Below are 12973 nucleotides of genomic sequence, written 5' to 3' on the forward strand. Positions count from 1 at the left end.
CCGCAGTGGAGCTGCGCGGCCTGTTCCCCCGCCGGGTGCCGTACCTCTTCGCCGACTTCTGAGCACGGTTTGCCGCCCGCACCCCACCGGGTACGGTCCCCGGAATGCCAGAGTGGTTGCAGGCGGGCGGATGGGGACTGCTGGCCGGGTCGGCGCTGCTGATCGGGGCGGCGGTCGGCTGGTTCGTCCGCGTCCCACAGCGGCTCACCGCGTCGGTGATGGCGTTCGGCGCGGGGGTGCTGCTCTCCGCGGTCTCCTACGAGCTGATCGAGGTCGCCCACGACCAGGGCGGACTGCTGCCCACGGTGATCGGCGCGGCCGGTGGCGCGGCTGCCTACACCCTCGCCAACGTGGCGCTGGCCCGGCGCGGCGCGCGGCACCGCAAGCGGTCCGGCGACCAACAGCCCTCCGAGGGTGAGCAGCCCGGCTCCGGGTCGGCGATCGCGGTCGGCGCGCTCCTCGACGGCGTACCGGAATCGGTGGTGATCGGCGCCAGTCTGCTCAGCGGTGGTGCGGTCAGCCTGGTCACGGTGGCGGCGGTGTTCCTCAGCAACGTTCCGGAGGGGTTGTCCAGCGCGGCCGGCATGCGGCAGGCCGGCCGCACCCGACGGTACGTGTTCCTGCTCTGGACCGGGATCGCGCTGGTCAGTGGCGTCGCCGCGCTGGTCGGCAACACTTTGCTGGGCGGCGCGCCGCCGGAGGTGCTGGCCGCCATCACGGCGTTGGCCGCCGGGGCGATCCTCGCCATGATCACCGACACCATGGTCCCCGAGGCGTTCGAGAACGCGCACCTGCTGGTCGGTCTGATCACGGTCGCCGGCTTCCTGACCGCCTTCGCCCTCTCCCACACCTGATCACCGGTCACCGCGCCACATCCGGCGCGGCGGCGGGCGCGGCTTGGCGGCGGGCGGCGGGCGCGGCTTGGCAGCGAGCGGCGGGCGTGGCTTGGCGGCGGGCGGCGGTTTAGCAGTGCATTAAGCCGGCTCGGCGGATTCGTCACGGCGCGGTCGCGGCTCCTAGCATCACCTGGTGCGCATGACGTCGCTTGCCGCTCTCCTCGTCCTCGGTGTCGCCACCGCGACCCTGCCCGGCTGCGCGTCCGACGACCCGGCCCCCGCCTTCGAGGCCGGCTCGACCGCTTCGCCGACCGCTTCTCCGACCGGGGGTCAGAGCGCAGCGCCGCAGGCCCGGGACGGCCTCGGAGGCCCCGGGGCCAGCGCGAGCCCGAAGCCCGCCAACAAGGTGCTCACTGCCGGCAACCCGAACGGCAAGGCGGCCGTGCCGGCCGAGGCCCGGGCGGTGGACACCTCGAAGCCGACCCGGACCATCGGCACCGGCACCGCGGCGAGCTGCACCTCGGCGGCGGTGGTGAAGGCGGTGGCGGCCGGCGGTGTCATCACGTTCAACTGTGGACCCGCCCCGGTGACCATCAAGATGACCGCCACCGCGAAGGTCCGCAACGCCAACGGGCCGAAGGTCGTGCTGGACGGCGGCGGCACTGTCACGTTGAGCGGCCAGGGGCAGCGCCGGATCCTCTACATGAACACCTGCGACCAGGCCCAGGGCTTCACCACCTCGCACTGTCAGAACCAGGATCACCCGCAGCTCACCGTGCAGAACCTGACCTTTGCCGACGGCAACTCCACGGGCGAGAAGGCCGAGGGCGGCGGCGGTGGGGCGATCTTCGTACGCGGCGGGCGGCTGAAGGTGGTCAACTCGCGCTTCGTCCGCAACCGCTGCGACCGTACCGGCCCCGACCTGGGTGGCGCGGCCGTGCGGGTGCTGAGCCAGTACGAGAACAAGCCGGTGTACGTGGTGGGCAGCACCTTCGACGGCGGTTCCTGCTCCAACGGAGGGGCGCTGAGCAGCATCGGCGTGTCGTGGGTGGTGCTGAACAGTCTGCTGAGGAACAACGAGGCGATCGGCAACGGCGCCAACCCGGCGAAGTCCGGCACGCCCGGCGGCGGCAGCGGCGGCGCGATCTACTGCGACGGCAACGAGTTCACCGTACGGATCGCCCGCACCATCATCGAGAACAACAAGGCCAACGAGGGCGGCGGCGCGGTCTTCTTCGTGAGCAACAACCGCACCGGCACGATGAGGATCGAAAACTCGACGCTGCGCCGCAACCCCAGCGCCAAGTTCGAGACCCGCGGCTTCCCCGGAATCTTCTTCCTGGGCGCCCGCAACCCCACAGTGACAGCCTCCACCCTCTCCTAACCCCACCCACCCCTGCCAGCGCGCCCGCGCCCCGCGCCCCGCGCCCCGCCCGCGCACTGCCCTGCGCCCGCGCCCCGCCCTGCGCCGGTGATCTAGAGGTTTCGGTCAACTGGGCGGCGTTTTTGGCCCGACACCTCTTGATCAACACAGTGGGGTGGGGGGGTTAGTAGGGGTTTCCCTGGCCTGGGGGGCGGGCGTGCAGGAGGGCAGCGGGGCGGCCGGGCAGGTCCCGGGCGCCGGACATCGGTGGGCTCGCCGTGTGGTCGCCGTCGGCCATGCCGGCGAAGAGTTCCCTGAGCGCCGTCAGCGCACTGATCTTTGGCTGCCAGCCCAGCTCGGTCTCCGCGCGCTCGCTGGACATCAGCGGGGCGTTCAGACCCAGCTCCACCCAGCCCGCGTCGACCGGTTGCAGCCGCGCCCGCCAGGTCAGCGCGGCCGCCGCGCGCAACACCGGCGCGGCGACCGGCACCGTCCAACCGTGGAAGTGCCGGGCCACCAGCTCCGGAGTGAGCACCGGGTCCGCGGCGACGTTGAAGGCGCCGCGCGCATCACCCAACACCGCCCGGGCGTACGCATCGGCCACGTCGTCGGCGTGCACCGCCTGCATCCGCAACCGACGGTTCGTCGGCACCAGCGGGATCCGGCCGAAGCGCAACAACCGCACCGGCGCCAGCGGGCCGAGGAAGTACCGCGTGATCTCCGCACCGGCCGCCCGCTGGAAAATCAACCCAGGTCGCATGCGCACCACCCGCAGCGTCGGGTGATCGCGCTCGACCTGGTCCAGCAACGCCTCCACCTCGGCCTTGTGCTCGCTGTACGACGAGCCGGGCACACCGGTCGCCGGCCACCGCTCACTGATCGGGTGGTCCTTCGGGCCGGGCGCGTAGGTGCCGACCGACGAGGCGTACACCAGGGCCGGCACGCGCGCCCCGACCACCGCGTCGATCACCGCCCGGCTGCCCTCGACGTTGGTCCGGCGTAGCACCCGCTGGTCGTGGCTGGGCTGGATCTGCCAGGCCAGGTGCACCACCGCGTCCGCACCCGCGAACACCTCGGCGAGCTGACCGGTCGCGCTCGGCGCGCCGATGTCGCAGGAGTGCCACTCCACCTGGTCGTACGGCTCACCGGCGTCCGGGCCGGGCAACCGTCGTACGACCCCGGCCAGCTCCACGCCCCGCTCCCGGCGCAGCCGCCGCAGCAGCGCCGTACCGACGTTGCCACTGGCCCCCACCACCACGATCCGCATGCCCGACCCCGTACCCGCCCAGCCGCAGCTCAACCACCCACCCGCAGCGCCCCGCGCAGCGCACGGCCCTCGCCCCGCTCCCTTGATCGACTCGACTTCCTGAAAGTCGGGGCATCACCGCGCGCAGAACACCCCGATTTCCTGAAACCCGAGTCGATCAAGGCCGCGGGGAATGCCGTACCCAGCCGTGCTTCTCCTTCCCCCGCCGGCCAGCGGTGGCGGCCAGGCAGCGTGGGCAGATCCAGCCCACCGCGTCCGCCTCGGTCAGCACGTCAGTGCCGGAGTAGTCGAAGCGCACATGCGGGAAGCGCCGCAGCCGGGTCCGGCTCAGCGCCAGGCCACAGACCGTCTGGTTCTGGCCGGGCAGCCAGGCGTGCACCTCCCCACCCGGCTGGCGTACGCCATCGGGCCCGACCTCCTCCCCGGAGGCCGCCACGGCCGGCACGCTGCTCGATCCCATGCCGGTCCTGGTTCCCCGCCGGCCCACACTCATGCGAGGCCTCGAACACCGCCTCATCGCCGACCGTGCGAATTCAGGTCGCTGTCGTTGCAGTCGATCGGTGGCCGCAGGTCGGGCAGGCCTTGTCGAGCACCTGTCGACGTACGCTCTGGTGGCGTGCGGACTGGCCGGCGATGGCCGCCGCCAGCAGTGCCGCACCGACAAGAAGGATCGTCCCGGTTGTGGTGGCGTAGGCCGCCGCGCCCGGTCCGCCTCCCCGACTGCCCCAGATCCCTTGGCTGAGCTGGTCGGCGCCGAACAGGCCAGCCGGGGTGGCGAGCAGCAGGGCCGCCCAGAGGCCGGCGTCGTCGGCTCGCAGGGCGCGGCCGAGCCCGACGAGCAGGACCAGCGCGAACATCAACCCCCCGGCCATGGCCAACAGTTCGGGCGTCGAGCCGTACGACGTGAACATGTTGCCGCCGTTCTCGGCGGCGCTGAACGCCACGGACGCGGCCGCCACAGCGCCGGCCGTGAGCGGCGGCAGGCTACGCGCGGCCCAGCCGGGATGGGCGGGCAGTGCGAGCGTGGCCAGGCCGAGCGCGACGGCGGGGATCAGCACGAACATCGGCGGTCGGGGTTGTCCGGCGAGGGCGGCCACGGGCGGCACGGCGATGGTCAGCAGGAGACCACAGGCTGCGGCGATTCGGGTCCAGGAGCCGGGCAGCACCGTGGCGGTGAGGCCGACGAGCAGCCAACCCAGCCAGATGACAGCGCCGAGGGTCTGGAACGGGCCGACCGGGTCCAGCCTGGCGAGGCGGGGGTCTTCGAACTCGACCTGCAAGAGGAGGAAGGCGGCGACCGCGACGAGGGTGCTCAGCGCGGCGGTCGCGGCCAGTGGGAAGGCGGCCGCCAGCCCAAGTGCGCCGTACCCGCGTAGTCGCTCCCGAATTCCGGCGCCGAGCAGGTCGAGGGCGTCGTGTGGGGACGGCCAGCGCCGCCCCGGTTCGACGGTGTCGAGGTACGTCCCGACGATCTCGTCGCCCCGCTCGGCCTGGTAGTCACCCGGGTAGGCCCACAGCAGTCGCCGGTAGCGGGACTCCAGCGGCGACCCGGCCTGCTCCGGGGCAGGGTTGGGCTGATTCATGCCGGGCCTCCGGTCGGTCGAAGGATGGGGCGGGCCGCCGTTCCGGGGACGGTGAGAGGGCCGCGTGCGGTGCCGCCAGCGGGGCGGGTGCCCGCAGGTCGAACAGCCAACCGCTGGGTGGCGGCCTCGACGTTGCGGCGCAGTCGTTCGGTCTCGGCGGTGAGCACTGACCGGCCCGCGTCGGTGAGCCGGTAGTAGCGGCGCAGCCGTCCCTCGACGACCTCCTCGCGGTCCCGCTCGACCAGCCCTTCGTCGGTGAGGCGGTCGAGTGCGCCGTAGAGGGTGCCGGGCCGCAGCGCCAGCCGCCCGCCGGAGAGGGCCGCGACGTCGCTGATGATGCCGTAGCCGTGCATGGATTCCCGCGCGAGGGCGGTGAGGATCAGGAAGGTGGGTTCCCGCAGTGGCGTGGGTGTGGCCATGGCCTCAATATATCGGTGATGAAGCTATGTCGGTGACAAAGCGGTGTGGAAGTTCCTTCCAGCGTCGGTGCCGTCCCGGGCTTAGATCAACATCACTGGCCCAGAGCGGGGGCGGACATCAGCCGGGGCGTAGACGTTCGGGTAACCTGAGCGCGCGGGCCGCTAGCTCAATGGCAGAGCTGTGGACTTTTAATCCATAGGTTCAGGGTTCGAGTCCCTGGCGGCCCACCATTCGGCGCCTCTGAGCGCGACAGCTCCAACCGAAGATCATCGGGCACGGCCAGGGCACAACTCAGGCATGATCTTGGCTTCCGAGATGTGCAAACGAGTTGCCGTCCGCCGGCCGCAGAAGGTTGCCGACCAGGCGGCGCGGGCGGCCCTCCTCCGGTGGGACCTGCGTGACGGATCGGTCTCAGGGCATGCGTGACGTGTCCCGGCTAGACGATCTACGGCCAGTCGTAGATTCTTCTGACAGGCGGCTGTGCCGTGCGCCGTGACGGAGCAGGAGAAGCCCGAAGGCGCCCGATATCGCAACAGCGGTCAGGCCAAGGACGGCTGCGGTTGGGGCTCCTCGGGTAGCGCCGTAACCCGCGCCTGCCGCGACAATTCCGGCGGCGCTCGCCGCTGCCGACACCTGGGGCAGTGTGAGCATCGGGAGCACGCCGCGTGCCGACCACGTGAACACGCCTCTGACAAGGATGACGGCCAGCGCGACAAGGCAAGGCCACACCATCCAACGAGCGGCCGTCGACCTGCCGGTGTCTACCGCGAACCAACCAACCAGCAACACGATCGCGGCCGGAAGGATCACCAGGTGCATCGCGACGGCTAGCTTCCGGCGATGGAGCCTTCGATATTGCCTGGCCAGGTGCCGTGCAGGGGCACTGTCCGGATTCACGGTGAGCGCCCGATCGATGAGCTCCTTGAACCGCGCTACGTCGCGATCGACCTCGACGACGTTCCGGGCGAGCAGGGTCAGCGCCTCGTGGTCATCGGGTGCAAGCTCCACCGCGCGCTTCGCGTCGGCATACGACTCCCGGTCCCGCTTGAGCATGAGAAGAGCGAGCGCCCGGTAGCGGTAGGCAGCCACATCCTCGGGGTGGATGTCGATTGCTCGACCAGCCGCATCGACCGCAGCGGCATGGTCGCCGAGTCCAATCAGGGCGCCGGCGAGGCGGCGCCAGGCAATGGCGTCATCCGGGCGGGCGTTCAGGTGCTCGCGCAGCAGTTCGATGGCGGGCCCGAACTGCTCGGCCCGAACCAGCTCGCGCGCACGCGCGACCGCATCGTCGCCGTTTCCGGACTGCGGTTCCATGCCGCTGCTCCCTATCCCCGCCTGATCAGCCTGGCAGGCGGTACGCGCCTCTGATCGGCCCGACCCCTACATGGTCATCATGGCTCGTGCCTGTCGGCCGGGCGGTCGGGGGCTGCCTGGGATGGCTGACCTCCAGCCGCCGGCTGGGCCGCGATCACCCGATCTGCTGCCGCCAGGGCGGCCAGAGCCTCGGCGCTGTCGGGTTCAGGTGTGCCGACCAGCAGTTGTTGACCGGGAGCGTCGCGGACGTCGAAGGTCTGGTAGGTCAGCTCGACCCGCCCCGCCTCGGGGTGGTTTACGACCTTGAACATCCGGGTCAGACCCCGCACGGTCTGGTCTTCCCAGAGGGTGCGGAACGTCGGCGAGTCCCGTCGCAGGTCGGCCACGAGCGCCCGAATGTGGGGGTCTTCCGGGAAGCGGCCGGCGTTGAGGTGCAGGGCGTGTACGACGTTCTCGGTCAGGGACGGCCAGTCGGGGAAGACGGCGCGGGCCTGCGGATGCTGGAACAGCACCCGGACCATGTTGGTCGGGCCGGTGAACGGGGACAGCAGGGCGGCCGCCACGTTGTTGGTGGCCAGCACCTCGAATGCGGGACTGAGCACGTAGGCGGCGGCGGTGGGGAAGGCGTCCAGCAGCCGCAGCAGCGCCGGGTGCACGGAGTCCCGGGAGTTGTCCGGGCCGAGCCGGGGGTGGAGCCCGGCGAGCCGGAAGAGATGGCGGCGCGCGTCGGGGTCGAGGTGCAGGGCCCGTCCAATGGCGTCGAGCAGCTGTGCGGAGGGGTTGCGCTCCCGGCCTTGTTCGAGGCGGGCGTAGTAGTCGGCGCTCACTCCGGCCAGGACTGCGAGTTCCTCGCGGCGCAGCCCGGGTACCCGGCGGTCGCCGCCCCTGGGCAGTCCGACCTCTTTCGGGTCGACTCGCGCGCGGCTGGCCCGGAGGAATTCCCCGAGCCGGTTTGCATCGGGCATGTCGATCAGCCTAGGACTTCGGGCCGGAGTCGCCGGCCGACTGGTGACTTCGCCGCCGGGTTGCGCCATCCACAGGTGGAGAGCGCACGGGACAGAGAGCCCTTAAACCGGATGAAAGGTACGCGGTGCCAGGGTATGGCGCACCCCGGAAGCCTCGCCCTTCCAGGGCTCGCGTACCGGCCGGATTGTTGAGCTGCGGCGCTCGGGCAGCGGGCCCGACGTGCAACAGGAGGATCAGTGGAAGACAGTGCCGGCTCGAAGATCGTTCTCATCACCGGTTCGAGCAGTGGTATCGGTGCGGCGACCGCCCGCCGGCTGGCCGCCGACGGCCATCACGTCGTGCTCGGTGCCCGACGCGTCGACCGGCTCGCCGCGCTCGTCGACGAACTGCGCGCCGCCGGTGGCACCGCCGAGCACCATGAGCTGGACGTCACGAGCCGAGACAGCGTGCTCTCCTTCGTCGGGGGAGCCCACGAACGGCACGGCCGCATCGACGTACTGGTGAACAACGCCGGCGTGATGGCGCTGTCCACCCTCGACGCGCTGCGGGTCGACGAGTGGGACCAGATGATCGAGGTGAACCTGCGCGGCACCCTGTACGGCATCGCCGCCGCGTTGCCGCTGATGCGCGCCCAGGGCACGGGACACATCGTCAACATCGGTTCCACCGCCGCCTACCGCGTCGACCCGACGGCTGCGGTCTACTGCGCCACCAAGTACGCGGTCCGGGCACTCACCGAAGGACTGCGCCAGGAGAGCCGGGACATCCGGGTGACCCTGGTGAGCCCCGGCTACACCCACTCGGAACTCGCCGAGCGGGGTGGCGACCCTGCGGTGCGGGCTGCCGTCCAGGTGGCGGCCAAAGAGCTGGGAATGCCGGCCTCGGTGGTAGCCGACGCGATCGCCCACGCGATCGCCCAGCCGGGCAGCGTCGACATCAACGAGATCATCATGCGGTCGACCGCGCAGGGCTGACCGCGCATCACGAGGAGTGCACCAATGAGCGAAGCGCTTGAGATGACGACGTTCCGGCTCGTCCCCGGCCTCACCGGCGCCGACTTCGTCAACGCCAACGAGGACATCAACGACTACCTGCGGCGCCAGCCCGGCTTCCGGTGGCGTCGGATCGTGCAGGACGACGACGGCACCATCACCGACATCGTCGCGTGGGACTCCGCCGCGGACGGCCAGCGCAGCGCCTCGGGGATCATGACCGAAATGGCCGATTCCCCGGTGCACACCACCATCGACCACGCCACTGTCGACTTCCGGATCGTCCCGGTGCTGCGGCACCTCAGTTGATCCCGATCTGCCGGGACCACCCCTCCTGGACGACGCGTCCGAGACCTGGCGTCGAGGGCTGACGTCGATATCCTCTTCAGGTGCCGGCCCGTGTGGAGATCGTTGACACGGGCTCGGCACTGCGAAGGGACTATCGACATGCCCCGTGTGGTACCGGCGGTCAACCGCGCACTCAACGTCCTCGAGCTGTTCCTGGACTGCCCGCAACTGTCGGCGCGCCAGGTGATGGAGCGGCTCGACCTGCCCCGCACCACCGTCCACGAGCTGCTCGTGACGCTTGAGGCTCGTTCGTACCTGATCTCCGTACCGGGTCAGCCGGTGCAGTATCGGCTCGGCATGCCGCTGTTTCAGCTCGGCGCGGCGTTCGCGGGTCGGCTTGATCTGGTTCGGGAGGCGCAGTGCGTGGTGCGGGACGTGGCTGCCGCCTGCCACGAGGCGGTTCACGTGGCGGTGCTCGACGGCCCTGATGTCGTCTATCTCGTCAAGTTCGACAGCACGCACCCTGTCCGGATGGTTTCCGGGGTGGGGCGCCGGTTGCCGGCGCACTGCACGGCGGTCGGCAAGGTGCTGCTGTCGAGCCTCGATGAGGAGAGCCTGGACGCTGTCCTGACGAAGGGCGAGCTGCCGGGCATGACGCCGGAGAGCATCACCGACCCGGACCGGCTCCGCGAGCACCTCGATCGGGTCCGGGCGGAGAGTGTCGCTGTCGACATCGGTGAGTCCGACAGCGCCATGCGCTGCGTCGCCGCGGCGATCCGGGACCATTCCGGTGCCACCATCGCCGCGATGAGCCTGTCCGCACCGATCATCCGCTGGACGCCGCAGGCGCACGTGGAGTGGACGGGGCTGGTTCGTGAGGGCGCGGCCGCACTGTCGGCGCGCATGGGCTACCGGGCGCAGTCGCGGTAGTCAGCCTCCCGTTTTCGGTTCGAAATCACATCGAAACATTGACAGCTGTCTTGACGCTGCTCTAGCGTCGCGACCACTCGATCCGGTATCTCGAACTCAGTTCGAAATCTCGAACGGTGGTGGTCTCGTGGCCCGACCGAACTGCAACGTCAGCGCAGCTTTCTCGGCCCGGTCGCCGATCGCCTCAACCTCGTCGCGCTACCCGACGAGCGGCGCGCGGAGTCTCTCGCGTAGCTCGCTCGGATGCCACGACGACGCGTGCGTCAGCGGACTCCCGACGGTGAGCGGCGGCCGGGGCACGCCCGCCACCGCAACCCCACCAACTGCGACAACGGGTACGCGAGCGCACTGATCGATGCGGGCGACGCGTCCGTGGTCGCCGTCATAGGCACACCTGGAGCACAGGCACGCCTTCGGCGTGCGGTGGTGCGGGGAGACAGAGGAGGCGAATTCCATGAACGACAACCTGGCGTGGTCCCGGCGTGGCTTTCTGGGGATGGGGGTGGGGGTGCTCGGCGCGGCCGGTCTGGCCGCGTGCGGGGGCACCTCCGAGTCCCCCAGCAAGGTGCAGCCGGACGTTCCGCAGGAACTGATCGACGCTGCGGCGTCGATGAAGGGTTCCTCGATGGGGATGCTGTCGCAGAAGCTGTACTCGACGGCGGCGAACGAAGCGCTCGACAGCTCGATCAAGAAGTTCGCCGACACCACCGGGACGAAGATCGAGAACAGTCTCGTCCAGGCTGACGCCGGTGACGTGGTCGCCAAGATCGACGCCGAGGTCAAGGGCGGGGTGGCCCGTGACCTGGCGTTCATGACCGACTCGCGGTTCGTCGCTCAGTTCCAGGCGCTGGGCGACCTGGAGGACGTGACGGACGTCGTCACGGCGTTGACCGCCAAGTACGGCGAGCCCTGCGCCGAGGCCAAGAACTTCTGCGTCTTCGACGGCAAGTGGTTCGCGATCCCGTACCACTTCATCGGGATCGGGTCGTTCCTGCGCAAGGACTGGATGCAGGACAAGGGCATCACCCCGAAGGACATCTACAGCTGGGAGGAGCTGCGGGATCTGTGCCTGGAGATCTCCGATCCGACCAAACGCCGGTTCGGCTGGGGGATGACGGTCAACCGCTCCGGCGACGGCAACGGCATGATCGAGGCGCTGATCAACGCCTACGGCGGGTCGATCGCCGCCAACGACGGCCGGAAGGTCACCTTCAATTCCCCCGAGACGGTGCAGGCGGTGACCTTCCTCGGCGACATCTACACCAACCCCAAGTACAAGCCGATGCTGCCGCCGGGGATCGCCAGCTGGACCGACACCAGCAACAACGAGAACTGGCTCGCCGGGATCCTCGGTTACACCCGCAACCAGTTCAGCGTCTACGCGGACTCCAGGACCAAGAAGAACCCGGTGCACGCGAACACCCACGTGTTCTCCGACTGCATCGGGCCGGCGACCGACAATCCGCTGCTGCTCGGCCAGTCGCAGGGCTTCGTCGTCTTCAAGGGTGCCAAGAACCCGGCGCTCGCCAAGCTCCTGGCGCAGTACCTGGTCAGCGCGCCCGCGCTGCTCGGGGTGGCGAAGGAAGCACCCGGCCTGGTGATGCCCGCCTGGGCGAAGGTCTGGGACGCCGACCCGTTCTTCACCAGCGGCGACCCGGCGTTCCCCATGCTGCGCAAGATCACTGAGTTGAAGCTGCCGCTGAACACGAAGAACGGCCTGGCCTTCCCGCAGAAGGCCAGCGCGGGCCAGCAGGCGGTCGGATCGGCCTACGTCCTGACCGACATGATGCAGCAGGTCGTGCAGGGCACGTCGCCGGCGCAGGCCGTGACGGCCGCCCACGCGAAGATGGTGCAGATCTTCAACCAGCAGGGGCTGCCGCAGTGAGCTCGGTCCGTCCTGCACGGGTCCCGACGGCGGCGAGGAAATCACCGCCGTCGGGGCCTGGCTCCCTCACGGCCGTCCAGCGGCGGCTGGGTCGCGACTGGCGACTCGCGGCCCTGTTCCTGGCGCCGATGGCCGTGCTGGTCGGCGGGCTCGTTCTCGTGCCGATCGCCCGGTCGATCATCACCAGCACCACCGAACGGCACGGGCAGGACAGCGTCTTCGTCGGCCTGGACAACTACCTCGCGCTCGTCGGCGACGACCAGTTCCACACCGGCGTGGTGAACTCGTTCGTCTTCACCGCGTACGCCGAGGTTTTCAAGGTCGTGCTGGGATTGGCCGCAGCCCTGCTGCTGCACCATCGCCGCCGTGGCCGGGCCCTGCTGGCCGGCCTGCTCCTGGTGCCGTGGGTGGTGCCGACGGTGGTGACGGCGTTCAGCTGGCGCGCGCTGCTCGACCCGATCTTCGGCAGCGTCAACACGCTGCTCACCGCCACCGGGATCGGGCCGCTGCTGGCCAGCGCGCACCTGGTCGACAGCTGGCCCGCGGGTTGGCTGTCCGACCCGTCGCTGGCCATGCCGTCGGTGATCCTGGTCAACGTCTGGAAGGGCGTGCCGTTCTTCACCGTGTGCTTCCTCGCCGGGTTGAAGGCCATCCCGGCGGACCTCTACGAGGCGGCGACCATCGACGGGGCCTCGGCCTGGCAGCGGTTCGCCAACGTGACGCTGCCCGGACTGCGCCACGTGATCACCGTGACGGTGACCCTGTCGTCGATCTGGACGTTCAACAACTTCGACCTCATCTGGTTGCTGACCCAGGGTGGCCCGGGCGACGTGACAGCGCCGTACGTGCTGATCGCCTACTCCAAGGCGATCCTCCAGCTCCAGTACGGCGCCGGGGCGGCGGTCACGCTCGTCATGCTGCCGATCATCGGCGGGCTGGTGTTCGTCCTGGTCCGGTTGTTGCGTCAGGACAGCAACATCAAACTGCCCCGACGACGCCGGGCAACGCTGTGGACCGGAACGCGGCGGTGGGCCGGGCCGGCGCGAAAGGCCCTGCCGTGGGTCATCACGGCGCTGGTCACCGGTCTGCTGCTCTGGGCATCGCCGGAGATCTTCTGGAAGGCGGCGGG

The 12973-nt window shown here is 70.1% G+C and carries 13 protein-coding genes and 1 tRNA gene; 8 read left to right on the plus strand and 6 right to left on the minus strand.

Annotated features, from left to right (window positions below):
* The first annotated feature begins 104 nt into the window (after window positions 1-104).
* Window positions 105-854, plus strand: coding sequence for a ZIP family metal transporter (locus tag KBX53_RS07295; protein ID WP_030332334.1), 750 nt, complete (start codon window positions 105-107; stop codon window positions 852-854).
* Between the two features lie 181 nt (window positions 855-1035).
* Window positions 1036-2220, plus strand: coding sequence for a hypothetical protein (locus KBX53_RS07300; protein WP_210858225.1), 1185 nt, complete (start codon window positions 1036-1038; stop codon window positions 2218-2220).
* A 163-nt stretch (window positions 2221-2383) separates the two neighbouring features.
* Here the strand turns inward: KBX53_RS07300 and KBX53_RS07305 are convergent, their stop codons facing one another.
* From KBX53_RS07305 to KBX53_RS07320, 4 genes are all read right to left on the minus strand, one after another.
* Window positions 2384-3466 (minus strand): NAD-dependent epimerase/dehydratase family protein, encoded by a 1083-nt coding sequence (locus KBX53_RS07305; protein ID WP_210858219.1) that lies wholly within the window; start codon window positions 3464-3466, stop codon window positions 2384-2386.
* A gap of 157 nt (window positions 3467-3623) precedes the next feature.
* Window positions 3624-3926, minus strand: coding sequence for a hypothetical protein (locus KBX53_RS07310; RefSeq protein ID WP_030332322.1), 303 nt, complete (start codon window positions 3924-3926; stop codon window positions 3624-3626).
* A gap of 73 nt (window positions 3927-3999) precedes the next feature.
* Complete coding sequence (locus KBX53_RS07315) at window positions 4000-5049, minus strand: hypothetical protein (RefSeq protein ID WP_030332320.1); 1050 nt, start codon at window positions 5047-5049, stop codon at window positions 4000-4002.
* The gene (locus KBX53_RS07320; RefSeq protein ID WP_030332318.1) at window positions 5046-5468 is read right to left on the minus strand and encodes a PadR family transcriptional regulator; all 423 of its coding nucleotides are present in this window, start codon (window positions 5466-5468) and stop codon (window positions 5046-5048) included. Before KBX53_RS07320 ends, KBX53_RS07315 begins: the two co-directional genes overlap by 4 nt.
* A gap of 156 nt (window positions 5469-5624) precedes the next feature.
* Here KBX53_RS07320 and KBX53_RS07325 point away from each other — a divergent pair.
* Window positions 5625-5699: transfer RNA gene (locus tag KBX53_RS07325), tRNA-Lys, on the plus strand.
* 181 nt (window positions 5700-5880) lie between these two features.
* Here KBX53_RS07325 and KBX53_RS07330 read toward each other — a convergent pair.
* Both KBX53_RS07330 and KBX53_RS07335 read right to left on the minus strand, forming a co-directional pair.
* Window positions 5881-6783 (minus strand): tetratricopeptide repeat protein, encoded by a 903-nt coding sequence (locus KBX53_RS07330; protein ID WP_210858220.1) that lies wholly within the window; start codon window positions 6781-6783, stop codon window positions 5881-5883.
* A gap of 77 nt (window positions 6784-6860) precedes the next feature.
* On the minus strand, window positions 6861-7748 hold the full coding sequence (locus KBX53_RS07335; protein WP_210858221.1) for a helix-turn-helix domain-containing protein: 888 nt from the start codon (window positions 7746-7748) through the stop codon (window positions 6861-6863).
* A gap of 237 nt (window positions 7749-7985) precedes the next feature.
* On the opposite strand from KBX53_RS07335, the gene KBX53_RS07340 reads away from it, so the two are divergent.
* The 5 genes from KBX53_RS07340 to KBX53_RS07360 all read left to right on the plus strand — a co-directional run.
* Window positions 7986-8723 (plus strand): SDR family oxidoreductase, encoded by a 738-nt coding sequence (locus tag KBX53_RS07340; RefSeq protein ID WP_210858222.1) that lies wholly within the window; start codon window positions 7986-7988, stop codon window positions 8721-8723.
* Window positions 8724-8747: 24 nt separating this feature from the next.
* Window positions 8748-9050, plus strand: a complete 303-nt coding sequence (locus tag KBX53_RS07345) for a hypothetical protein (protein WP_210858223.1) — start codon at window positions 8748-8750, stop codon at window positions 9048-9050.
* 138 nt (window positions 9051-9188) lie between these two features.
* Window positions 9189-9959 carry an IclR family transcriptional regulator gene (locus KBX53_RS07350; protein WP_030332309.1) on the plus strand — a complete coding sequence of 257 codons (771 nt, stop codon included), beginning with the start codon at window positions 9189-9191 and terminating at the stop codon, window positions 9957-9959.
* Window positions 9960-10413: 454 nt separating this feature from the next.
* Window positions 10414-11844 (plus strand): extracellular solute-binding protein, encoded by a 1431-nt coding sequence (locus tag KBX53_RS07355; protein ID WP_030332306.1) that lies wholly within the window; start codon window positions 10414-10416, stop codon window positions 11842-11844.
* 128 nt (window positions 11845-11972) lie between these two features.
* A partial coding sequence (locus KBX53_RS07360) for a carbohydrate ABC transporter permease (RefSeq protein WP_247675245.1) occupies window positions 11973-12973 on the plus strand: 1001 nt, incomplete at its 3' end.

Origin of the sequence: Micromonospora sp. M51 (assembly GCF_018070305.1) — a bacterium.
Classification (GTDB): domain Bacteria; phylum Actinomycetota; class Actinomycetes; order Mycobacteriales; family Micromonosporaceae; genus Micromonospora; species Micromonospora parva.